This window comes from Paenibacillus sp. P22 (genome assembly GCF_000469945.2).
Lineage (GTDB): Bacteria > Bacillota > Bacilli > Paenibacillales > Paenibacillaceae > Paenibacillus_O > Paenibacillus_O humicus.
This window is the reverse complement of sequence record NZ_CBRA020000010.1, coordinates 21,629-43,185: the sequence shown is the minus strand read 5'-3', so window position 1 is coordinate 43,185 and position 21,557 is coordinate 21,629. Positions and strand designations below refer to the sequence as shown.

Here is a 21,557-nt window from a genome sequence, read left to right as displayed (position 1 = left end):
GGGAGATGAGCCTGTTCAAACGAATCTCGGGCATCCTCCGGAAGCCGGAGCCGCCCAAGCCTGAAAAGAGCGTGCTCACGCTGGGACCCGGCGATATATGCGAGGTGTCTCTGGTCACCTATGAGGTCATCGGCAAGACGCAGAACGTCAGGCGCAAGGAAACGTTCCTGTCCCTCCAGGACGGGACGGAGCTGCGCTATCTTCATATCGAAGACCGTCAGAGCACCGAGTATACGTTGTATGCTCCGGTGGACGGAAGAATGGATTCCATGGAAGAAATCCCTTCCACAATGGAATTGGACGGAAGAGACTATTACCTGGAAGAGAACTATTCGTCGCCGGTCCAGGTGACGGGCCGCTCGCCGCATCAGGCGGCGGGGGAGCTACATGTATGGCAGTACCAATCCGACGACCGCAGGCTGCTCCGCATCGAATGGCAGGAAGGGAGAATTCTTCTCTATGAAGGGGAATCGATCCTTACGGCCGACGTGAAGGTGCTGCGGGGAAGCTAGGAGGGCTAGCAGATGGGCAAAAAGTGGTTGAACGCCCTTAAGTGGGTCCTGGCCGCGACGCTGGTCGTATCGCTGCTCAGCGGCTGCGGAGCTCCCAGAGTAAGCGATCAGTACCCGCTCGTGTCGGTAAGCAAGGAAGGCGGCCAGACATCCTATGTGTACCGGGCTGCCGGCGAGACCGTTCCGGAAGTCGCGGCGAGGCTGGCGGAGCAGAAGAAGCCTCAGCAGATGTCGGATTCGGACGATGAGCGGATGTTCCTCGTCTATTCCGACCAGTGGTACCATCTGCAGAGGGATCCGGCCGAGCCCCGGGATACGCTGATCGAGATCGACAATAAGGAATTCATACAGCGGAACTACAACCCTTCCTTCCTGGAAGGCTACTTGACGGCTGTGCTGGTCGGACAGCTGTTCGACACAATCGGGAGCTACGGCAAATACCGCGGGTATACAGGCCGCGATGTCTACAAGCCGGCGACCGGCTCGTACCGGACGCCTACCGTGTCGGACAAAAAGATGGCGCCCCCTCTGACCGTGCCCGGAAAAGGCTTCATCACCAAGCGAGGCGGCAAGGTCACGGATCGTCCGAGCGACAGCGGAGGCCTCTTCGACCGCAATCCGACGACCTCGAGCGGAAGCAAAGGAACGATCAAGCGGGGCAGCGGATCCTCCTCGGACAGCAGCGGATCGTGGCTGTCTCCGCGCAAGAGCGTGCCGAAGACGAAGTTCGGCAGCTCCGGCAAAATAAGGCGCCGACGATAACCGGCGGATAGATATGCCGAATCCGCCATCGGCATAGATTAGATCAGGCGCGCTTCATCAAGGAGGAAGCCCTTATGGACAGAATCGCCATCATCTCGGATATCCACGGCAATATGCCGGCGCTGGAGGCTGTGCTCGGCGACATCGCCAGACGGGGAATCGGCCGGATCGTCTGCTTGGGCGATCTGATCGGCAAGGGGCCGGGCTCGGCTGAAGCCGTCGACAGGATCCGCAGCAGCTGCGAAGCCGTCATTAAGGGGAACTGGGACGACTTCATCAGCAAGGAATCCGAGCTCGAATTCATCCGGTGGCATCAAACCCGTCTCGGGGAGGAACGGCTCCGCTATTTGGCCGATCTTCCCTTTTCCGCGGAATATGTGCGGAGCGGCAGACTCATTCGACTGCTCCATGCCTCTCCGGAAAGCGTGTATAAGCGCGTGCAGCCTTGGGATTCCGAAGAGACGAGGCTGGCGATGTTCGAGCCTCCGCTTGGAGAGGCGGAGAGGGCCGATGTGCTTGGATACGGCGATATCCACCAAGCCTATGCCCAGCATCTGGACGGCCGGCTGCTGTTCAATTGCGGCAGCGTAGGCAACCCGCTGGATATGACCCAAGCTTCTTATGCGGTTCTGGAGGGATCGCAGCAGGAGGACGACATGGCTCCGTTCTCCTTGCAGCTGATCCGGGTGCCGTATGATATCGAGGAGGCGGTTCGGCTGGCCGTCGAGGCCGGCATGCCCGATACCGAGGCTTATACGCTGGAGCTGAGAACCGGCCGTTATCGCGGCAAAACGATTTGACAGTGGAGGCGATGCCGATGATACGCGCGATCCTGTTTGACCTGGACAACACGCTGCTCGACCGCCAGGCCGCTTTCCTCCGCTTTGCCACCAGGCTGGCGGAGGATTACGCCGATGCCGAAGGCGAGGAACGCCGGAGCTGGATCGACTCTGTCGTCGAATGGGATGAAGACGGATACAAGGACAAACCGCAATTGTTCCGGGAAATACTGCAGCGCCTTCCGTGCAGGCCGGCGGCGGGATGGGAAGAGCTGTACCGATACTACCAGACGCACTATGTGGCTTCCGCCGTTCCGATGGAGGGAATGAAAGAGCTGTTGTCCGCGCTTCGTCCCTATTATAGGCTCGGCATCGTCACGAACGGCAGGGACGACATCCAGAACGGCAAGATCGACAAGCTGGGCATTCGGGGCTGGTTCGGCTCCATCGTCGTCTCGGAGTCGGCCGGTATCAAGAAGCCGTCTCCTCTCATATTCGCCCAGGCTCTGGCTGAGCTCGACGTCAATCCCGAGCAGGGTCTCTTCGTCGGGGATCATCCCGTCAACGACGTCGAAGGCGCTCTTCTCAGCGGGATGCGGGCCGTATGGCTCAAGCGGAGCCAGCCCTGGAACGAATCCATCGCGGTCATGCCCGATGCCGTCATCTCCAGCCTGGCCGAGCTTCCCGACGCGATCCGGCATGCATGGGGCCAGACGGCATCATCCATCAAGCGGCTTTCCTGATGTTCAGGGAGCCGCTTTTTTGCCGCGTCCCGAACGGACCGGCGTATTGACGACCGTCACCTTGTTCTTGCCCGTCGTCTTGGAGCGGTACATGGCTTCATCGGCTTCCCGGATGACTTCCTCCACGGTGCTGCCGCTGCGGGAATAGCTGACGCCGATGCTCATCGTCACGATGGATTCTTCTTCGACCCGGCGCCGGAGCAGCTCCGCGATCTCGGCGGCCTTGTCCCCGGAGCCGACAGCGAGCAGCAGCTCCTCGCCTCCATAACGGCCGGCTATGCCCCCGCTCTGGCTGATCTCCCGCATGATCTCGGCGACCTGCTTGAGCACCCCGTCCGCCCGATGATGCCCATGAGTGTCGTTCAGCTTCTTGAAGTTGTCGATGTCGCCGAAGATGACGGCGATTCCCTTGCCGCGGACCATCATCTGGCCGGCCTTCTGATGAAAGTGCTTGCGGTTGTACAATCCCGTCAGCCCGTCGGTAATGGATGAGCGGTAAGTCGTCAGCAGCCTGTCGACTACCCATTCGAACAGCAGCAGGAAAAGCAGGATGAAGTAAATGACGGGCAGCATTCTCGAGAGCAGCAGCAGCATCGGCACGCTGCCTTGGAAGACGTAGCGGTCGGTGACGCGGGCCAGGTCTCCCGCAAAGTAAATCATGAGGCCGACGGAATACTTCGTGCGCAGCTCGACCCCTCTCGTATCCAGCAAAATCAGGAAATTGACGAGAATCCCATAGAAATCCAGGCCTACGAACGGGATCGGCGCGCCGGCGGAAGTCTCCAGCAGACGCGGGTTGAATGCGATCTCGAGTCCCGCGATGAAAGCGGCGGCGAGCGCCATCAGGAAAAAGGGCGCACCCTTGAGGCGGACGGCGGGATGGCTGTATAATTTCATGAACACAAAGTTTATAATGATGAAAGCAAAGATGCCCAGCAGTCTGGTCCCGAGCTGAAGAAGCGGCGGAGAGGTCCCGCCGTCGGCTCCGGCAGCCTGAAGCAGCTGCAGCATCATCAGGAGCGGCAGCACGACGATCAGCAGCCGGTAGACGGGATGCCGCCGGTAGCTGCGGTACAGGCGCACGGACATGAACATCATCATGGCCAGCACGGTGAGGGAGCAGGCTGAAGCGAACAGTCCGATGGAAGGATCGGACATCCAATTGGTCATAGCGATTACACTCCGTCTTTTTCAACGATTCTTCTTCTTGCGACTTCTGATCTCGATCTTCATGATCTTGCTGCCTGGAATCTACCGAGAGTCCATTTCATGCTACAATGGCGGTATCGGCTTGACGGGAGGAAGATATTAGAGGGAACGTCCGTTCTAGTATAACATGATCATGTCTGTTCGGAGGAGATGCGGACGATGGAAATTTTACAGGCCTTGTTTTTTCCGCCGGAACAGCCCGGCGGCGTTTCTTCCATGGTTCCGTACATGCAGGAGAGGTTCAACAAAGTCGGCTGGCCGACGGAGCTGTTCTCTCTGCCCAAAAGAATCCGGGGCAAAGGAAAAGAGGACTTTCCGTTCCTCCATCTGGAGGCGGGGGAGTTCGAGGACAATCCGATTACGGCCAAATATTTGCAGACGCTCCGGGATTACTTGTGGTGGACAAAGCTGCGCATCAAGCGCTCCTATGATCTGATCCATGCTCATCATCCCGTAGCGGCGCTAGTCATGAAGCAGGTCTTTCCGGATACGCCGCTGGTCGTCACGATTCATTCCAGCTACGAGAGGGAGCTGATCCTGAACGGCAAAATCCAGGAGGGCGGTCCCGAACACCGGTTCCTGACATCCATTTACAAGGAAATCGAGGATACCGCCGACCGGATCCTGACGGTATCGGATTCATTCCGCGCCTATCTGGCGCCCTATGTGGAGCGCCCCGAAGAGATCGGAATCATCGCCAACGGATTCGACGAGCGCAGATTCAAGCCGATCAGCCATGAAAATGCGGTTCCCCAGCTCATTACGGTATGCCGGCTCGTCCCGGCCAAGGGCATCGACATCCTGCTTCATGCCTGCGCGGAGCTGAAGGCGAAAGGGCACTTCGCCACGAAGCTGATCCACTTCGGCTCCGAGGTGGACGAGTTCACGGGCGCCTCCAGCACGCCCATCGTGCAGGCGTCGACGTTCCATCACCACGACATCTACAACCCGCCCAGGCATGACTACAGCCGCTCGGGCAATCCGACCCGCGCGGCCGTCGAGGAAGCGATCGCGCTGCTGGAGGGAGGCGCCCGCGGCTTCGCCTTCGCCTCCGGCATGGCGGCCATCTCGACCGCCTTCCTGCTGCTGTCGGCGGGAGATCATGCCATCGTGACGGAAGACGTCTATGGAGGCACCTACCGCTTCCTGACGACGGTTCTCAGCCGAATGAACATCGAGACGACGTTCGTGGACATGACGGATCTGGGCGCGGTGAAGGCGGCGCTGAAGCCGAATACCCGCGTCGTCTTCATGGAAACTCCGTCCAATCCGACGCTCAAGATTACGGATATCGCCGCCGTGGCGTCATGGGCGAAGGAACACGGTTTGCTGACGATGGTGGACAACACCTTCATGAGCCCATACCACCAGCGCCCGCTGGAGCTTGGCGTCGATATCGTGCTGCACAGCGCCACGAAGTTCCTGGGCGGCCACAGCGACGTGCTGGCGGGCCTCGCAGTGACGGCCGACGAGGAGCTCGGCAAGCGCCTCTACGCCCTCCAGAACGGCCTTGGCGCGGTTCTGGCTCCGCAGGAGGCCTGGCTGCTCATGCGGGGCATGAAGACGCTGCAGGCGCGGATGGACCAGAGCGAGAACAGCGCGCGGAGACTGGCGGACTGGCTGTCCCGGCATCCGGGCGTCGGCCGCGTGTATTATCCGGGGCTGCCGGATCATCCGGGCCGCGAAGTCCATGAGCGCCAGTCGCTCGGCTATGGAGCGGTCGTGTCGTTCGACACCGGCAGCGCGGCGAGGGCCAAGGAAGTGCTCAGCAAGGTGCGTCTGCCGATCGTCGCCGTCAGCCTTGGCGGCGTGGAGAGCATTCTCTCTTATCCGGCGATGATGTCGCATGCGGCCATGCCTCCCGAGGTGCGGGCGCAGCGGGGCATCGGCGACGGCCTGCTGCGCTATTCGGTCGGGCTGGAGCATATCGACGACTTGATCGAGGATCTCGAAGAAGCGCTTCGGGAAGCTTGACCGGAGCTTCGGCACCGCCGCTTTCGGCGGTGCTCTTTTTACGGCTTCTCAATAAATCGGTATGCAGATAAGAAGTGGACTCTGAGCTTTATTGGCACAGCCGGGCCGATTTGGGAACGGTCCAAAACGCCCTTGAGAGGCGATGTGGAGCGTTCTTGAGGCTGCAAGCCGGTTTTTAGCTTCTTCTTCTCACCGTAGCTGGAGATTCGTCGTCTTTTTGGAGAGTGACGATGGGGCCTAGTTCATGTTAGGATTAGGTTGTGAAAATAGGAACGTACTTTGTGAAATCGGGAACAATTACGGCCGGGAACGACCTGGCTTGCATAGAGGAGGCTGCCGGATGCAACAAGTGGACCGCGTGCTGGATAAGGCGCTGCAGGGAGAGAGAATCAGTCTCGAGGACTGCATCGTGCTTCTGGAATCGGACGAAATCGAGAAAATGGGACGAGTCGCAAATGAGCTCATGGTGCGCAGGCATCCCGAGCCGATCGTGACGTTCAACATCGGACGCAACATCAATTACACCAATATTTGCGACGTATACTGCCGCTTCTGCGCCTTCTACCGCCCTCCGGGCTCGAAGGAAGGCTATGTGCTGCCGGACGAGACGATCCTGCAGAAAATCCAGGAGACGGTCGATGTCGGCGGCGACGAGATTCTGATGCAGGGAGGGGTCAACCCCGATCTGCCTTTCCAGTACTATCTCGATATTCTGCGCAAGATCAAGGACCGTTTCCCTGAAGTGACCATGCACAGCTTCTCGCCGGCGGAAATCCAGAAGATGAAGGTGCTCTCCGGCTTGTCGCTGGACGAGACGCTGCTGAAACTGCATGAGGCGGGACTCGATTCCTTGCCGGGCGGCGGCGGCGAGATTCTGGACGACCGCACCCGCCGCAAGATCAGCCGCCTGAAGGGCTCCTGGACCGACTGGATGGATACGATGAAGGCGGCTTGGCGCAACGGCATGAACACGACGGCGACGATGGTGTACGGATTCGGGGAATCGATGGAGGAGCGGGCCCTGCATATGCTTCGCGTCCGCGAAGCGCAGGACGAGTGCAAGGCGCTCGGATATCCTTCTCCCGGCTTCCTGGCCTTCATTACGTGGCCGTTCCAGCCGGACAATACGAACCTCAAGCGGGAGAAATCCAAGCCGGAAGAATACCTCAAAATGGTGGCCATCAACCGGATCATGCTGGACAACATCCCGAACATGCAGGCGAGCTGGGTGACGATGGGGCCGGAGATCGGCAGGGGCTGCGCGAGGAAGCTGGACACTTCGAGCGTCTGGCGGCCAACGTTCGCGCCGCGGCGGCGGGAGCCGGGCTGCTCAAGAGTAACGCTCAGGAGATCATCTACAACTGGCTGTCGCCGGCATGGCTTAAAGCAAAAGCTGAGGGCAGAGACCCCAGCCGCTTTAATCAGATGGCAAATTCTTTGCGCGTGTGCGCTGGCATTCCCGTCGAATAAACGAAATCCCCCACTGGCCTCGCGGCTGGTGGGGGATTTTTTTGCGTTATCGGATATTGTACTGCTTATCGTAAATGGCGCTGACGATTTTGCCGAGAGCTGAGATGACTACACCAAAGCCTATGCCGATGAGAAGGACGTCGATGCTTGTGAAGAAGCTGAATAATAAGCCGACGATCGGGACTACCCATGCCATGACCGAATAGAAATTCAAGGATGACTTCCGGTTCTCAGCGACAATTTCTGCAGCGCTACGCTTTTGCCAATCCGTTTGAGGTTCCATTATGGTCCTCCTAGAAAATTTTGGTTTGATTATAGCATATACGCCCCGAATCTTCCTATGCCTCAAAAACTCCAAAAATCTTCTGGGCGAACGTCGTGCCCCATTTTTCGTAATGCAGAAATAGCCATCGACTTTGTTCTTACTTGAAGCTTTTCATGGTCTTGGTCTCCATCACAAAGCCGTGAGACTGCATTCCTGCTCAATCCCCCAGACTTTGAAACAACCTCATCTTGCTTTATCCCATGCTTATCCAGATAGCTCCCGAAAGCCGATCTTTTCTTCCCGATTCCAAACATAATGCCCACCGCCTCCTATCAGCAGGGTGGACAATCTTTGAAAAAAATATTCAGCAGTTGAAGAAACTCACCCAAGCCATCCCCATAGGCTAGTGACATAACCAGTGACGCAACGACAGCATCCGGCAGCCGCCTGGTGACGTCACGGGTGATGTAACGGAGGGGATGACAGCATGAGCATCATTGGCATCGACGCCGGCGGATCCGCGGTTAAGTTGTACGACGGTCGGCAGTTTAGGCAGTTTCCCAGCGCAATCGGCTACGACTGGCGGGAGCGACACCTGCAGCAGCAGCACGGCGAGCACGATTATGATTGGGCCTACGATGGTCGACGGGGCTTTGCCGGCACGCTGGCGCTACATGAAAGCCAGATGGCCGACTCCCTCAAAGGGGACAGTAAAGCGCACCCGGAAGCCCGCCTGCGCGTCCTAATCGCGCTCCACCAGTACGCGGCGGGGCCAGAGCATGACATCGTAGTGGGGCAGCCGATCGGCACTCACACCAAGGGACAAAAGGAACTCATCAAAAAGCTGCTGATCGGCGAGCACGAGATTACAATCAATGGCCGGCGTAAGGTCATTACGATCAACCGCTGCGAGGTGGCCGCTGAAGGCGTCTCTGCCGGCTTGCTGGCGGGTACCAAGGGGCAAGTAAGGGTCATCGACATCGGTAGCGGGACGGTCAATTACGGCACGCTGCTGGACGGTCGGTATAAGGATTTGGAGAGCTTTACGCTGGTGACGGGGATGGAGACGCGACGCAACCCTGACCTAGACTCATTTGCCCGCCAGATTGCCGCCTACGCGGTCAACAAGGGTTGGGGCAGCCAAGACACAGTCTATCTGTGTGGAGGCGGAGCAGACCCTCTGCAGCGCGAGCTGGTGAAGTATTTCGGGTCGGCGCAGCTGCTCAAGCCCGGGATGAGTGAGTACGCCAATGTCGACGCTTTTTATCGGATCGCGAAGGGGCTGTATGCGAATGGGCAAACAGATTGAAAAAGTCCCGGTTTGCTTTAACGTCCTTGATCCAGATCAAGCAGCGATGCTTGACTGGGTGAAGACGAGAAAAAACCGCTCAGGCTATCTCAAGCGGTTGATCCAGAGGGATATGGATGCGGCAGGCGGCTTGGTGACTGTGACAATCCCAGCCAAGGGAGCGGTGCTACGGCCGGCAAAAGCCAGCGAGCCAGTTGAGCCAAGGGATTTGGCATACAGCGCTGCGGCAGCCTTTGTATGAGGGAGGCGAGCGGAATGAAGACGATCATTAACGGTAAGGACCCGGCGGAGCTGGCGGCAGAAGAGCAGAGGCGCATGGAGGTCATCGAGGACTTTTGGGCGTTCATTATCAGCCCGGGTCGGGCGGTCGTGTGGCTGCTGCGGGCTGGCCGGAAATAGAAAAACCGCCAAGGCAGAGTCCGGCTAGGGCGCTGCGGGCGGTTTACCCTCAGCATATGCGGCGGGCTCCGAAAAGATGCCAGTACATCACTAATTGCGAGGAGGATATTTTATGGCGACTTTAACCATGCGGCCAACCGGCTACCGGGTTGATCTGCGCCCGGCGGCGGCATCAGCCATACCGGAGCGGACCCGGCGCCTGCTCATTGAGCGGCTTCAGGCCGGCGCAACGATCGTCGTGGAGCACGTTGAGCGGCACAAGCTTATCTACCGGATTGGCGCGATAACGATCATGGTGCTGCTTGGCGCCGGCGGATTGCATCAAGTCTTCGCGGCCAGTGACGCCTCCGGGCTCGTTCTGGATGTCGGTGCTCAGAAGCTCTACCATAAGCTCATCAGCATTGGAAAGTGGGTCATCATCATTAAAGGAGCCTTCGACACAATCCAGGCGACGGTGCAGGGAGATTTTGTTCAGGCTCGCAAGTCCGGACTCGCTTACCTCATGGTCTATGCGATCCTACTTGGGCTACCCTGGGCGTTTGGGCAAGTCGAGCTTCTCTTCGAGGGGATGTGAGCAGCATGCCGATGAAATTTCGCGTCAGTTCCGAATACGGCGTCCTCGAGGAGATCCGCGGCGGCCGGGAGCACCATGGTGTCGATCTGGCAATGCCGCAGGGGACGGAGCTGCACAGTATCACGTCCGGCACCGTGGAGCGGGTCGTCAATCATGGGGCCGACAACATCGGCCGCGGCGTCATTGTCCGGACAGATAGCGGCGAGCTGCACGTATACGGCCACATGGACAGCGTCGCGGTGCATGCTGGCGAGCGGGTATTCCCCGGCGAGCTCCTTGGCATGAGCGGCAACACCGGACACAGCAGCGGTCCACATCTCCACTTTGGGCTGATCAAGGATGGCGGCTTTGCTGATCCGACTGGCCTGATTCCGGACCTGCAGCGGTATAGCGGGGAGATTGCCGGACCGTCCATTCTCGGCATCAAGGGGCCGGCGGGCTGGGTGGCTGACAAGGTCGTGGATCATGCTGCGGAGCATGTCGCGCACGGCGCCCGCGAGCACATTATTCACTGGCTCAGCGAGGCCGCAGGCGTGCTCGTCGACCTGAGCTATGGCATCGGCCTGATCGGCTGCAGCGTCCTGATCATCCTGGGCGCGCTGGGGTTACGAGACGGCTACCGCTGGTCCGGGTTGGTCTTCGGGGCGTACTCTCTTATCCGACTGCTCGGAGGAGGGCTGAGCCGATGAAAGGCATTCCATTTACGCAGCTGCTGCAGGTCATCAAGCCGGAGTATGCCTACCTGCGCATTAAGCCAAACAATGCCGTCCGTAACCAGGGAACACATAAGATCGCCCGCGCAATCGCTGCGCTCTACAAGGGCGCCTTGGCTAACATAAAGGCGGAGGAGCAGCGCACCATCAAGGCGCTCGGTCGGGACTTCGTAGTCGGCACGCGGTACAGCTGGACGCTGCCGGCCAAAGTCTCCTATTACATCTACATGGAGCAGCGCAAGGTGGAGTTCTTCTTCATCGTGCCGCGGCCACACTTGGCATATCTGAGCGAGAAAATGTCGGACGTCTGGGGGCAGGTGACGATCGAGGAGGTGAAGGAGCTGCCGGCATTCGGCGAGGGGGCCACACGCTACGAACTGATTTATGAGAAGGAAGATGCCTTGAGCCTTGCCGTCGATCGGCGATCCAATGATCTGCTGAACAGCAACCTGAATGCCGTGGAGCTGCTGGAGGAAGGCGACCGGCTCGGGGTCTTCTATAACTTCTTGCCCGGCAGCCAAATCAGTTGGCGGCATCTGTACCGTGCCACGATTGACAAGGTCAACCGCCGGCTACCGGTGGACCGCAACAAGATGGGCACGGCCTACGCGCTGAAATATCTGCTCGCTGCCGGCAACGTCATCTTTAAGGAGATCGGCGAGGCGCTCGGCAGCGGCCGCAAGACGTCCGGAGCGTCCGGGGGCGGCGAATATATGGACGCACTGCTCGATCGGCTCAACGGGGCGCGTAGAGTGTCGGAGAGCACGAGCAAAAAGGCCACGGCAACTGTCCTCGACACGCAGATTGTAGTCATGGCCGAGAGCGCAGACGGCATGCGGCAGCGCAACGCGGCTCGGAGCCTGGCGCAGTCCTTTGATACGGTGAGCGAGGACAATCGGCTGCAGTACCGCCCATTCCGTCGGCAGCTCAACATGACGGCTAGAGACATCCGTGCCGGCCGCAACAAAATCGGCGACGAGGAGGCTCAAAACTTTATTGCCTTGGCCGGACGTGACGTGCTCGAGCGGTACAACTTTATAGAGCGCGTCGAGACACAGGAGACGGAGGTCCCCGACGATCTCAAGCAAGGCGTCATGTGCATCGGAACCAACACCTACAGGGGGCACGAGCAAGCCGCCTTCCTGTCGACCGATCGGGAGTACCAAAACCTCACGACCGTGCTGATCGGGCCAACGCGGGCTGGCAAGTCGACGCTTATCGGCAACCTGAGCCGTGACGCCATCGCCGCCGGGGAGTGCGTCATCATCTTTGACTTTGTTGGACAGTGTGAGCTGTCGAGGGAGGTTGCCGCAGCGATCCCACGCGACAAGACGCTCGTCATCGACTGCGCGGACCCGCGCCGGCTGCAAGGCATCGGCTACAATGAGGTCGGCAAGAGTGCCGATCCGTTCGAGGCTTACGACGGTGCCAAGAAGCAGACGACGCAGCTGCTGACGCTGGTCAACTCCATCAATGCCGAAGAGACCAAACTGTCCGCCAAGATGCAGCGATACCTGGTCAGCGCCGCCTTGGTGGCCTTTATCAGCGGCGGCAGCGTCCGGGACGTATTTGACTGCCTGCAGGATCACGAGACCCGTGAACGCCTCATCAAGGCCGTGCCAGCTGCCCAGCGTGACAACCTCCGCAAATACATCCGGTCACTCGGCGAGCTGGATGAACGAGAGAAGGGCGGCGGCGCCGTCGTGGGCACCAAAGAGACGTATGTCGTCGGGATCATCGACCGCTTGAATCAATTGGAGCAAAACGCATATATGGAACGGATGCTCGATAAGGGCACCGCTGGCAACGTCGACTTGGTCACAGAGATGCAGCGTAACCAGTTGATCTGCATCCGCATGCCGTCCGACATGTTTGGCACGGATTCGGAGCGCGATGTCTATACGACCTACTGGAGCACGAAAATCTGGCTTGCGCTGCAAATGCGCAGCAAGCGGCTCGGCGGTGACCGGTCCAAGATGGTCAAGGTCAACTTGGTTGTCGACGAGCTCTATCAGGTCCAGCACACTGAGCAGTTCATGCGCAGCAAACTTAGCCAGTACGCCAAGTTTGGGCTCAAGCCGATCATCTCGGCCCACTATCTCAACCAGATCAAGCATATCCGCGAGGAGCTGCGGTCTGCCAACGCGAGCTACATGCTCATCAGTGGCTGCGACAAAAAGAACTATTCGGAGCTGGCATCGGAGCTTCACCCATACCAGGAGGAGGATCTGCTCAAGCTGCCGCGGTACCATTCTCTCAATCTCATAAAAAATCAGGAAGGATATGCTAGATTCATAACGCGACTTCCCAGACCTGTAAAGCCTGCCCATTGACGCAGGCTTATTCTTTTTGAGATTATATAAGACAAACTCTTGTATTTTATAAGACAAACTCTTATATTTTGATTACGGAGGTGATTACTCCAATGGACCTACGGAAGTATCGTGAGCTCGCAGAGAAAGGTGGAGAGATGGGCGAGGCGATAGAGGAATTGTTGGCAGAAATTGAACAACTACAAAAAGCCAAGATGCCGAAATTGCTTAACGCCACCGAGACATGCGACGTCTTGGAAATCAGCATCAAAAACCTGAGCCATGCACGAAAGACAAAGTTTTTCCCCGAGCCCTTCACCCAGATTGGAACCCGTCCGTTTTGGCTCGAATCAGAGATTTATGACTACCGCGCAATAAAGCAGGGTGTCAAAAAAGAAGATGGGGATGGGTGAAGTTGGATGGGAGAGTTCCTGCTGTACATGCTGTTTTCCACGATCGAGGGATTTTCGGTCTACGCAATTACGCTTTATGCATTCCGGTATAATTTAAAACGATACCTTTGGCCAGTTCTTGGAATCGTGACACTGCTGAATTTGTTTGGTTACGGGTTGAGCTATGAACCTGATTACTCGTACCTAAATCCAATCATTAACATCATCTTTACAATCCTCTTCATGGCCTTGATTGTTCGAGTTCCCATCCTTTGGGCGATGGTCGTCGGGGTGTCCGGCTACTTTGCATTTGGCTTGATCCAGGTAACGGTTGTCTTGCTGTCGTTCGGATACCTTTCCATTAATGAGGTTCAAACCGTAGCAACCAAGGGCTACCTTTTGCAAACAATTACAGGCTTCATCGGTACATACATCTCTTGGCTAGCCTACAAATTTGGTTACGGCTTCTCATTCGATTTTGCTCCCCATAGAAAGCGCTGGGAGCAGATGTTGATCATTCTAATCATCTCCATTCTGCTGGTTTGGCTGGCCGTTATGCTTTACTTCAAGCATGCTCCCATCATCTTCTTGCTCTTCGCTTTCGCATTGGTGGTATCCCTGATTTACGCAATTCGGAAGGAAAATGAGGAGGGCTAAATGATTCAGAGTCTTTCAACAAGACTGGCAACCAAGATTAAAGACACCGTTCCGGAGCATCCTTCAAGTGTAGCCGTGCTGTCGTATGGCATATCCTTTTTGATCAATACTTTCTCAATTATTCTAGGCACTTTATTGGTGGCGCAGCTTACCGATCATGTCGGTGGCGCGATTATGGCAATGGCGGGGTTCGCCGTTCTGCGTCAGATATCCGGTGGAATACATTTAAAATCCGGTTTGCTCTGCATTGCAACCAGTATATGTTTGATGACGTTAATCTCTATGACGAGCCTTTCATCAGTTTGGACAACCATTCTTACGCTGGCTGCTGCTGGCCTGGCGTTGGCTTACGCACCATCAAGGATCGAGAAACAGTCGAAAATACCTAAGTCTCTCTATCCAGCGTGTAAAGCGGCCTCAGTCATTTTCATTCTTGCGAACCTCACCTTCAACGAACCCGTGTTGGCCATGGCATTCTTCGTGCAGGCTTTGACACTGATTCGCCTGAAAGGAGGTGAAGAATCATGAAAACGAAACTCAAATATGCAACGTACATGATGGCATCTGCGCTTAGCCTGATGACTGTAGCGCTCGTCGAAACGTATGGCAGCTGGCTTTTCGTACACCAAGAACCGACTCCCGCTGAACTATTGAAATAAGGGGTTGATTCGTATGCTCACCGTTACTAGAGATAGAACGGGGAAAAGTGGGGCAATGGCAATTCCACTTGATCAGGTAAGATTCCTGCAGGTGGATCGAGGCAAGTCGATGAAGGTTTATACGGAGCACGATGAATCATATGTCAATGGGGCTTGTCAGTATTGGATCGGAGCTTTAAAGCCACATGGATTTGTGCAGGCGGACCGTGACAAAATCGTAAACCTTCGGCTGATAAAGCACATTGATCACCAGTTCAAGCGAGCCTTCTTTGTTACGAATCCTGGGGAACAAGACATGTCTTGCGAGTTTTCCGATCCTTGTTATAAGCAGATCGTGAAGCTTCTGGGACAGGAGAAGGAACGTAGAGAATTTCAAATTAAGTCGAAGTTGTTGAGCTGGATCCACTAAGGGGCTGCGAAGAGCGGCTTCTTTTTTTTTGCATTTTTTCTGTCGAATAATAGCGAAGAGAGACTCCGTTCGTGACCGCGAACATGTGTTTACTTTATTTATGATAGGAGGCAAAATGGAATCAGATGGAAGTGCTTGACATATCAGTTTCAAGGGGCTTGTGGGTGGAATCGACTGGTGGGGAGCAGCTAATCTGCTCGCCTGTTGCGGGGGGTTAACGAGAGGTGAATTCGTAAAGGTCTTCCATGTCACATTTCAGAACGACCGAACAAGCCTTGAGCTCGAGAGCATCCATGATCCGCTTGCCTGTCTCGATGGCTGATATCTTCGTCTGCGAAATATGTACTCCTAGAGCTTCAAGCCGGCGCGAAAGTTCTTCCTGGGACATGTTGTCCGCCTCTTCTCGGCGTAAACGCAACAGGCACCTCCCGAGTCGAAGCGCCGCCATTTAGTTCCTCCGCTATGAAGTTTTTGGTTGTAACAAGAACATTCGTTCGTATATAATCCAAATAACAGAACGCAAAGGGGCCATACATATGAAAATCGACTTCAAAGATTTTCTGCAAGCAGTTGCCAAACCTGAATTGCTGGATAATCTTTTTATCGGCAATGTGGCTACCGATCTGAAAGAACAATCTTCGCTAGTTCAAACAATTTTTTCTTCTCCTCGTCGCTGACGAGACGTTCTCCGATGTAGATCTCCGTTTTCATGAAGCTCTCCAAATCACCCAGCTGCACGGCTTGGGACACAGAGCGCTGATCCGCATTAAGTTCCACTGAAGGGTTGTTCGTATTGCCTAAGACCCAGTCCGTGGTTACCTCATACAAATCACAGAGCTTCTTCAGAATGTCGAGATCCGGCTTGCTCTTGCCCTGCTCATAATGGCTCAGGGTCTTGTTGTTTATTCCGGTCTTTTTAGACACTTCCACTTGCGTGAGTCTCTTGTTTTTACGGGCTTCGCTAAGCCTTTGCGCATGTATAGGCAGCATAATTACAAGCCTCCTTCATCGATCCGATCATATCACATTTGAGAAGTATATCCGATAGTCCAAGATTTTATTCTCAGAAAATGAGAAATAAGTGTTGACAATCTCGCTATATGAGAATTATATTAGGGTTACCAAATCGGTCCAAGCTTTCCAACAAGCTTGAGTCCAAGGAAGGAGGTGCCAAGTTGGTGGCAGCTGAACCGGTACCCATGCATAAGCGCATCCGTTCTTATATCGATGCCAAAGGCCTTATCCTGAACCGCGTTGCCGATCGTTCTGGTATTAATCGCAAGCGTTTCTATCATCTTATGTCTGGCTATGTACCGATCCGCGCTGAAGATTTTGAAGCGATATGTACGAAAGGCCTTGAAGTTGAACCAAACATTTTTTTTTGAGAATTAAGTCTCATTTTATGAGAATCCCTCTGAAATGAGTATAAGGCTTTGTCTTATATTCCGCAATACCCGAACTGTATTCATTTGGTAATTTTCCGTCGAAAGGAATTCGCACTATGAATAACAGAGGGTTGGACTTTATCGCGTTTCTCAATGCCATCTCGAAACCAGGAGTTGATTCTGATGATAGCGATAAGCAGGACGCATCGACGTCTGGCGGAGTTGACCAATTACCGCCTGGAGCAAAACGGCGATCTGGCAATGACGAGGGAAGAACGCTTGGAGCTCGTGACTCTGCTGAAGGAGAATCTTCGCCTGGTCCGCAAAATGGACGAGCTTAAGAATCTCTCCCAGCTCGCTTACGAAGCAGGCGATACCGAATGGCACATGGATATCTGCAAGCAGATCGAAGATCTGGAGGCGACGCTGATATGACCATTGAAGAAGGAATATTTGATCAAGAATCGATCCGTTTCGCACAGTTTTTGCGGAGGCAGCCAATGCCCTTGCATGAGAGAGCCGAATTGGTTCGGCACATCGCCAAGCTGAGAGCCTTTCGGCGCTCCGGAATCATCCTGGAGGCCGCGGAATGCTGGCTCGACAAAGAAATTGCAGACCTTGAATCCGACCTTAGAAAGGCAGGGAACGCAGCATGAGCAGCACATCAATGAAAGTGCGAGTCGGCGCACGAATCTCTAACATCCGGGAGCGTCTGGGATGGACACAAGAAGCTGCTGCAACAAAAATGAAAGTTTCCCGGGCTAGCCTCAGCCACTACGAAATGGGCAGGAGAGAGCCTGACCTGGAGACGATTGCCGCTATGGCAGACGCACTAAACGTCACGGTGGACTATTTGCTGGATCGGAAGATCGAACGTCAGCGGCTCTTTATGCAATGGCTGGACGAACCCTGCCCGGCGATCCAGGCAGAACTGAAAGCCAAAATCGATGCGCTTGAAGCCCGGTTGAAAGGAGAGACGCAGCATGCCTAGCCTTGACCGCTTTGCACAGGGACTTCCGGATCCGCAGGAGCACCAGCCGGAGCCGATCAGCGAGTGCGAGAATCTTGAATGCTCGAAGCCAATCTATGCCGGCCAGAAGATTTGGAAGCATGGGGCCGATCATTACTGCTCGCTGCGATGCTTGGCTGAATCGATCGGCGCATCAGACGTCACTGCACTGTAAAACCAAAATCTAATGTGGGAGTGAAAAATATGAAAGCAACAGGTATTGTCCGTAAAATCGATGAGCTCGGAAGGATCGTTATCCCGATGGAGCTGCGCCGCACGTTGGAAATAAGTGAAAAGGATCCTCTTGAAATCTTTGTAGACGGAGACAAAATCATCCTTCGCAAGTATAGTCCGGGTTGCAATTTCTGCGGCAGTCAGACCGTTCACCGCAGGATTGGAGAAAAGCATCTTTGCCGGGAATGCGTTCGAAGTTTACAACAGGGAATTGGATCCTAATGCATGTCTCCAATATGACTTTGGAGCAGAAGTGTGCTCACTATGAAGACTGCTTGAAACGAATATTCGGCGCAGTAAACGCTGATGACCGAGTCCCCTTCAACACTTTCTCCAAAGTAAACCGAATCTTCATGATCGATGCCGGCCTATCCCCTTATGAGAAAGACGATCCCTTCAAAGGAGCTGATCAGAATGAACCAACTGCAGGCTGCTGAACTGCTGGACATTGAAGAAATCAAGGAGCAACCACAGCGCTTTTCGGTGAACACCGTTGAGGAAGCGAACTGGGCTCTCCGCAAACTTTCCGCGATTGAAGCCAAGCGTAATGAAATCAAAGCCTTGGCCGAGCAAGAAATGAAGCGTATCAAGCAATGGCTGGAGTGGGAGAGCACGTCGCTTGATGACTCGACCGCTTACTTCAATGGATTGCTGAGTGAATATGCTTACCGGCAGCGGGATCAGGATCCGAAATTCAAAAAGTTCACCACGCCTTATGGATCGGTAGCCTTCAAGAAGCAGCAGGACAAGTGGGAGTATGACGATGCTGCCTTGCTGGACAGCTTACGCTCTTCCGGCCTTACGGAGTTGATTCGAGTGAAGGAAGAACCAAACAAAGTCGAACTCAAGAAGCGTGTTGCGGTGAAGGATGGGCTCGTGGTTGATCCGGAAACGGGTTCAGTCCTGGAGGGGGTCCAGGTCATCGTTCAACCCGACAAACTGGTGGTGGAACCTCGTGAGTAAACCGGCCCTCTATCAGAAAATCAGCAAGGTCATGGGTGAGGTTCGGTATCTCTCAAAGGATGACAATATCGCCTTCAAGGAGACCAAGTATAAGGCTATCAGCGAAGAGAAGGTAACAAGTACGGTCCGGGAAAGCCTTCTCCGCCATGGTCTTATCATCCTTCCGGTTAAGCAGGATCACAAGCGCGACGGCACGCTGACTACCGTCGACACGGAATATAAGATTGTCGACATCGAAACCGGTGAGTATGAAATCCTCGCTTCCAGTGGTACTGGCGCTGACACGCAGGACAAGGGAGTCGGCAAAGCAATGACATATGCTTACAAATACCTCCTGCTCCGGACATTCGCGATCCCGACAGGTGAAGACCCCGATAAGATCAGCAGCGCTGAGCTCGACGCCAAGCAGGCCGCAGAGCGGGAAAAAGAAGAAGCAGAGCGCCGCAAGCGTGAAGAGTACCTCAACAGTATCACTGTCCCCTCGGTCATCGCAGCCAAGTACACGACCTTTTACGGCAAGCCCGATGGAATGAAAGACTGGTATGCCAAATGCCTCGACAAGAGCATGGATGATGCTGCAATCGAGACTTGGCTGACCGAGAAGCTCGTGAAGAAGAATGGAGGGAAATAGATGTTAAATAATTGCGTCCTTGTCGGAAGATTGACTAAGGATCCGGAACTCTCCTACACGCCAACCGGTATCGCTAACGCAAAATTCACCCTGGCTGTCGACCGTCCGGTTGGAAAGGACAAGGCGAAAGAAGCTGATTTCATCCCAATCGTTGTTTGGCGGCAGCAGGCTGAATCGGTTGCGAACTATACGGTCAAAGGGATGCTGGTAGCAGTCGAGGGCCGAATCCAGACCCGCAGCTATGAGAAAGATGGCCGAAAGGTGTACGTCACTGAGATCATCGCGAACAACGTACGATTCCTTGAGCACAAAGACAAGAACTCGAGCAGCAGTCCTAAGAAAGATCCATTGGGCGACGATGGCGAGTCAGTAGACATCAGCGATTACGACCTTCCGTTCTGATGGATATCGACCAACACCTGGGCGAGATCATCCGCCTGCGCAAACTAGCCGACCAATTGCCAGAGGATAACCCGGCTGCACTTATCGACAAAGTCTTCTATCTCGCAAAATGCCTCACATATATCGGCCGCCTCTCCAGCCACTTCGACGGCGAATACAAACGAACCTACGCCCGCCGCAAATACGAGCAAGCCCTTGCGGAGAAAGAAGCCAAGCCCCCACGCTCCGCAAACGCAGAAATAGCGATCAAGCACATCCGCGACGAAGAATCCCAAGCCTATGAATACATGAACCGATGGCGCAATGCCTTCGCATCTACCCAAGAAGAGATCCACGCTCTCAAGCTCAAGATGAAAATCGACTTCGCTGACGGAGGTGCCGACTATGTTCGGATTCAATCCGGCCCCCAAGCCCGTCCATAAGCGGGCGAAGAAGACCGCCAAGCAGCGAGGACAGATAAGCCCCGCGGTATACGCTAAGGCTGCCGAGAGGGCCGGAGGACGCTGTGAACGATGCGGCCGGCGCGATGCCTGGATGCTGCAATGCGCTCATTTAGTCCGGCGCTGGACGCTGGAGGAGACAACCGAGCGCGATGTAGCAATGCTCTGTGGACCCTCGGTCAACTCCGGGACATGCCACTGGTGGGTGGACTATAGCAGGGCAGGCAAGGAATGGGCAGAAACATTCCGCAAACGACTCTATGGAGGTGATGGAGGGTGAATGGAAAACGAATGCCGCCGATGGCTATGAAAGGTCTACAACTGAGCTTGGAAATGGGCGAGCGAAGGTATACCCGAAACACAGTCGAACTACTCTTGTCTCATATCGCAGCACTGGAAGAAGAGCTTCAGGAAGCAAAGGACCGAAGAATGATCGAACGAACGGCGCAAATTCTTGAGAGCAGCATTTTGAGCGTAACCGAAGCAGCTGGTGCATTGAGGCAGCTTATCAGATCATCATGAACGGGTGAGGAGAGATGAAGGACGCCTATTACTTCTCCCATGACAGCAACGCTCGTCACGATCCAAAGGTTACCGCTATGCGTGGGGTATACGGCCCTAAGGGATACGGGTGGTATTGGATTCTTGTCGAGATGATGAGGGAATCGGATGAGTACAGACTTGATATGCAATCGAAGTACGCCTTTCATGCGTTCGCATCCCAAATGCAATGCGAATGCATAGAAGCGCAGGATTTTATCAAGGACTGTATCGAAGAATTCGGACTCTTCAAGTCAGATGGAACATCCTTCTGGAGCGAGTCGCTACTTCGGAGAATGGAGAAGAAAGAGAAGAAATCTGAGAAAGCCAGGAATTCAGCAAATGCGAGATGGAGCCGGGAAGCCGCGCCAGATAAGGAATCTTCAGAATCAACCGAAAACGAAAAATGCGAAAGTGATGCGAACGCATCAGATTCTATGCGAAGTTCATGCGAAAGCGATGCATTAAAGGAAAGTAAAGTAAAAGAAAGTAAAGGAAATAAAAGATCCCCCTATAGTCCCCCTAAGGGGAAACTCCAATTCGCTGAAATAGTGTTCCTCTCTCAAGAAGAACATGACCGCCTCGTCAATGACTTCGGTTTGAAAGAGACTCAGTACTGGATCAACCAGTTGAGCGATTACCACGTTCAAAACCAATCTAAACCTTCAAAAATAAAAGCGGATCACAATCTGTCCATTCGAAATTGGATTCGCTCGGATCAGCGTCGCCGCGAGATGAAGACTCAGAAGCCTGGGGTTAAGACTTCGCTGAGCGCAGATGAACTGCAGGAACTGGAAGGAGGAGGACTCTTTTGA

General features: G+C 55.0%; 34 protein-coding genes and 1 pseudogene. 30 read left to right on the top strand and 5 right to left on the bottom strand.

Annotation, left to right across the window (positions count from 1 at the left end; genetic code table 11):
- The first annotated feature begins 5 nt into the window (after positions 1-5).
- The 4 genes from BN871_RS03555 to BN871_RS03540 all read left to right on the top strand — a co-directional run bounded on the left by BN871_RS03555 (position 6) and on the right by BN871_RS03540 (position 2,796).
- The gene (locus tag BN871_RS03555; RefSeq protein ID WP_048744561.1) at positions 6-512 is read left to right on the top strand and encodes a DUF4178 domain-containing protein; all 507 of its coding nucleotides are present in this window, start codon (positions 6-8) and stop codon (positions 510-512) included.
- Positions 513-524: 12 nt separating this feature from the next.
- On the top strand, positions 525-1,274 hold the full coding sequence (locus tag BN871_RS03550; RefSeq protein WP_048744559.1) for a DUF4247 domain-containing protein: 750 nt from the start codon (positions 525-527) through the stop codon (positions 1,272-1,274).
- Between the two features lie 74 nt (positions 1,275-1,348).
- The gene (locus tag BN871_RS03545; RefSeq protein WP_048744557.1) at positions 1,349-2,074 is read left to right on the top strand and encodes a metallophosphoesterase; all 726 of its coding nucleotides are present in this window, start codon (positions 1,349-1,351) and stop codon (positions 2,072-2,074) included.
- Between the two features lie 17 nt (positions 2,075-2,091).
- On the top strand, positions 2,092-2,796 hold the full coding sequence (locus BN871_RS03540; RefSeq protein ID WP_048744555.1) for an HAD family hydrolase: 705 nt from the start codon (positions 2,092-2,094) through the stop codon (positions 2,794-2,796).
- A gap of 3 nt (positions 2,797-2,799) precedes the next feature.
- Here the strand turns inward: BN871_RS03540 and BN871_RS03535 are convergent, their stop codons facing one another.
- Positions 2,800-3,966, bottom strand: coding sequence for a diguanylate cyclase (locus tag BN871_RS03535; RefSeq protein WP_069202411.1), 1,167 nt, complete (start codon positions 3,964-3,966; stop codon positions 2,800-2,802).
- Between the two features lie 189 nt (positions 3,967-4,155).
- On the opposite strand from BN871_RS03535, the pseudogene BN871_RS28790 reads away from it, so the two are divergent.
- From BN871_RS28790 to BN871_RS03525, 3 genes and pseudogenes are all read left to right on the top strand, one after another.
- Positions 4,156-4,710, top strand: a pseudogene (locus tag BN871_RS28790) (glycosyltransferase family 4 protein); the annotation flags it as partial.
- Between the two features lie 93 nt (positions 4,711-4,803).
- Complete coding sequence (locus tag BN871_RS26515; protein WP_374725872.1) at positions 4,804-5,979, top strand: PLP-dependent aspartate aminotransferase family protein; 1,176 nt, start codon at positions 4,804-4,806, stop codon at positions 5,977-5,979.
- A 340-nt stretch (positions 5,980-6,319) separates the two neighbouring features.
- The gene (locus tag BN871_RS03525) at positions 6,320-7,552 is read left to right on the top strand and encodes a CofH family radical SAM protein (RefSeq protein WP_232312788.1); all 1,233 of its coding nucleotides are present in this window, start codon (positions 6,320-6,322) and stop codon (positions 7,550-7,552) included.
- Here the strand turns inward: BN871_RS03525 and BN871_RS03520 are convergent.
- Both BN871_RS03520 and BN871_RS03515 read right to left on the bottom strand, forming a co-directional pair.
- On the bottom strand, positions 7,496-7,732 hold the full coding sequence (locus BN871_RS03520; protein ID WP_021877619.1) for a hypothetical protein: 237 nt from the start codon (positions 7,730-7,732) through the stop codon (positions 7,496-7,498). The genes BN871_RS03525 and BN871_RS03520 overlap by 57 nt on opposite strands.
- Before the next feature lie 62 nt (positions 7,733-7,794).
- Positions 7,795-8,028 carry a hypothetical protein gene (locus tag BN871_RS03515; RefSeq protein WP_048744553.1) on the bottom strand — a complete coding sequence of 78 codons (234 nt, stop codon included), beginning with the start codon at positions 8,026-8,028 and terminating at the stop codon, positions 7,795-7,797.
- Between the two features lie 173 nt (positions 8,029-8,201).
- Between BN871_RS03515 and BN871_RS03510 the strand changes: the two genes are divergently transcribed.
- From BN871_RS03510 to BN871_RS03470, 11 genes are all read left to right on the top strand, one after another.
- Positions 8,202-9,023, top strand: coding sequence for a ParM/StbA family protein (locus BN871_RS03510; RefSeq protein WP_021877620.1), 822 nt, complete (start codon positions 8,202-8,204; stop codon positions 9,021-9,023).
- Positions 9,007-9,264, top strand: coding sequence for a hypothetical protein (locus BN871_RS03505; RefSeq protein ID WP_021877621.1), 258 nt, complete (start codon positions 9,007-9,009; stop codon positions 9,262-9,264). The genes BN871_RS03510 and BN871_RS03505 overlap by 17 nt, the downstream gene beginning before the upstream one ends.
- Before the next feature lie 14 nt (positions 9,265-9,278).
- On the top strand, positions 9,279-9,422 hold the full coding sequence (locus BN871_RS27405) for a hypothetical protein (protein WP_021877622.1): 144 nt from the start codon (positions 9,279-9,281) through the stop codon (positions 9,420-9,422).
- A 112-nt stretch (positions 9,423-9,534) separates the two neighbouring features.
- Complete coding sequence (locus BN871_RS03500) at positions 9,535-9,996, top strand: hypothetical protein (RefSeq protein WP_048744550.1); 462 nt, start codon at positions 9,535-9,537, stop codon at positions 9,994-9,996.
- Between the two features lie 5 nt (positions 9,997-10,001).
- Positions 10,002-10,685 (top strand): M23 family metallopeptidase, encoded by a 684-nt coding sequence (locus tag BN871_RS03495; protein WP_048744549.1) that lies wholly within the window; start codon positions 10,002-10,004, stop codon positions 10,683-10,685.
- Positions 10,682-13,042 carry a hypothetical protein gene (locus BN871_RS03490; RefSeq protein WP_048744547.1) on the top strand — a complete coding sequence of 787 codons (2,361 nt, stop codon included), beginning with the start codon at positions 10,682-10,684 and terminating at the stop codon, positions 13,040-13,042. The genes BN871_RS03495 and BN871_RS03490 overlap by 4 nt, the downstream gene beginning before the upstream one ends.
- Before the next feature lie 92 nt (positions 13,043-13,134).
- Positions 13,135-13,434 (top strand): hypothetical protein, encoded by a 300-nt coding sequence (locus tag BN871_RS03485; RefSeq protein WP_048744545.1) that lies wholly within the window; start codon positions 13,135-13,137, stop codon positions 13,432-13,434.
- Positions 13,435-13,440: 6 nt separating this feature from the next.
- Positions 13,441-14,070, top strand: a complete 630-nt coding sequence (locus BN871_RS03480; protein ID WP_021882115.1) for a hypothetical protein — start codon at positions 13,441-13,443, stop codon at positions 14,068-14,070.
- Positions 14,071-14,598 (top strand): accessory gene regulator B family protein, encoded by a 528-nt coding sequence (locus tag BN871_RS03475; protein WP_021882116.1) that lies wholly within the window; start codon positions 14,071-14,073, stop codon positions 14,596-14,598.
- Complete coding sequence (locus tag BN871_RS29570; RefSeq protein WP_021882117.1) at positions 14,595-14,729, top strand: hypothetical protein; 135 nt, start codon at positions 14,595-14,597, stop codon at positions 14,727-14,729. Before BN871_RS03475 ends, BN871_RS29570 begins: the two co-directional genes overlap by 4 nt.
- Before the next feature lie 13 nt (positions 14,730-14,742).
- On the top strand, positions 14,743-15,138 hold the full coding sequence (locus BN871_RS03470; protein WP_048744543.1) for a LytTR family DNA-binding domain-containing protein: 396 nt from the start codon (positions 14,743-14,745) through the stop codon (positions 15,136-15,138).
- A gap of 214 nt (positions 15,139-15,352) precedes the next feature.
- On the opposite strand, the gene BN871_RS03465 is transcribed toward BN871_RS03470, so the two are convergent.
- A complete protein-coding gene (locus BN871_RS03465) occupies positions 15,353-15,586 on the bottom strand; it encodes a helix-turn-helix transcriptional regulator (protein WP_021882119.1) in 234 nt (77 codons plus the stop codon).
- 167 nt (positions 15,587-15,753) lie between these two features.
- The gene (locus tag BN871_RS03460; protein WP_048744532.1) at positions 15,754-16,128 is read right to left on the bottom strand and encodes a helix-turn-helix domain-containing protein; all 375 of its coding nucleotides are present in this window, start codon (positions 16,126-16,128) and stop codon (positions 15,754-15,756) included.
- A gap of 188 nt (positions 16,129-16,316) precedes the next feature.
- Here BN871_RS03460 and BN871_RS03455 point away from each other — a divergent pair, with 188 nt between their 5' ends.
- The 12 genes from BN871_RS03455 (at position 16,317) to BN871_RS03395 (ending at position 21,557) form a co-directional block, all read left to right on the top strand.
- Positions 16,317-16,523 (top strand): helix-turn-helix transcriptional regulator, encoded by a 207-nt coding sequence (locus BN871_RS03455; protein WP_157060189.1) that lies wholly within the window; start codon positions 16,317-16,319, stop codon positions 16,521-16,523.
- Positions 16,524-16,706: 183 nt separating this feature from the next.
- Positions 16,707-16,958, top strand: a complete 252-nt coding sequence (locus tag BN871_RS03450) for a hypothetical protein (protein ID WP_021880948.1) — start codon at positions 16,707-16,709, stop codon at positions 16,956-16,958.
- On the top strand, positions 16,955-17,179 hold the full coding sequence (locus tag BN871_RS03445; protein ID WP_021880949.1) for a hypothetical protein: 225 nt from the start codon (positions 16,955-16,957) through the stop codon (positions 17,177-17,179). The genes BN871_RS03450 and BN871_RS03445 overlap by 4 nt, the downstream gene beginning before the upstream one ends.
- Entirely contained in the window at positions 17,176-17,514 is a 339-nt protein-coding gene (locus BN871_RS26085; protein ID WP_021880950.1) for a helix-turn-helix domain-containing protein, read from the top strand. Before BN871_RS03445 ends, BN871_RS26085 begins: the two co-directional genes overlap by 4 nt.
- Complete coding sequence (locus BN871_RS03435) at positions 17,507-17,707, top strand: hypothetical protein (RefSeq protein WP_021880951.1); 201 nt, start codon at positions 17,507-17,509, stop codon at positions 17,705-17,707. The genes BN871_RS26085 and BN871_RS03435 overlap by 8 nt, the downstream gene beginning before the upstream one ends.
- A 29-nt stretch (positions 17,708-17,736) precedes the next feature.
- Positions 17,737-17,988: an AbrB/MazE/SpoVT family DNA-binding domain-containing protein gene (locus tag BN871_RS29565; protein ID WP_048744527.1), complete on the top strand. Its 252-nt coding sequence runs from the start codon at positions 17,737-17,739 to the stop codon at positions 17,986-17,988.
- A gap of 192 nt (positions 17,989-18,180) precedes the next feature.
- Positions 18,181-18,729 (top strand): host-nuclease inhibitor Gam family protein, encoded by a 549-nt coding sequence (locus BN871_RS03420; protein ID WP_048744524.1) that lies wholly within the window; start codon positions 18,181-18,183, stop codon positions 18,727-18,729.
- On the top strand, positions 18,722-19,360 hold the full coding sequence (locus tag BN871_RS03415; protein WP_021880954.1) for an ERF family protein: 639 nt from the start codon (positions 18,722-18,724) through the stop codon (positions 19,358-19,360). Before BN871_RS03420 ends, BN871_RS03415 begins: the two co-directional genes overlap by 8 nt.
- Positions 19,361-19,762 carry a single-stranded DNA-binding protein gene (gene ssb / locus BN871_RS03410; RefSeq protein ID WP_048744521.1) on the top strand — a complete coding sequence of 134 codons (402 nt, stop codon included), beginning with the start codon at positions 19,361-19,363 and terminating at the stop codon, positions 19,760-19,762.
- Positions 19,762-20,184, top strand: a complete 423-nt coding sequence (locus BN871_RS03405) for a hypothetical protein (RefSeq protein WP_048744519.1) — start codon at positions 19,762-19,764, stop codon at positions 20,182-20,184. The genes ssb and BN871_RS03405 overlap by 1 nt, the downstream gene beginning before the upstream one ends.
- 294 nt (positions 20,185-20,478) lie before the next feature.
- Entirely contained in the window at positions 20,479-20,724 is a 246-nt protein-coding gene (locus tag BN871_RS03400; RefSeq protein ID WP_157060188.1) for a hypothetical protein, read from the top strand.
- A gap of 14 nt (positions 20,725-20,738) precedes the next feature.
- On the top strand, positions 20,739-21,557 hold the full coding sequence (locus BN871_RS03395) for a DUF4373 domain-containing protein (RefSeq protein ID WP_021880958.1): 819 nt from the start codon (positions 20,739-20,741) through the stop codon (positions 21,555-21,557).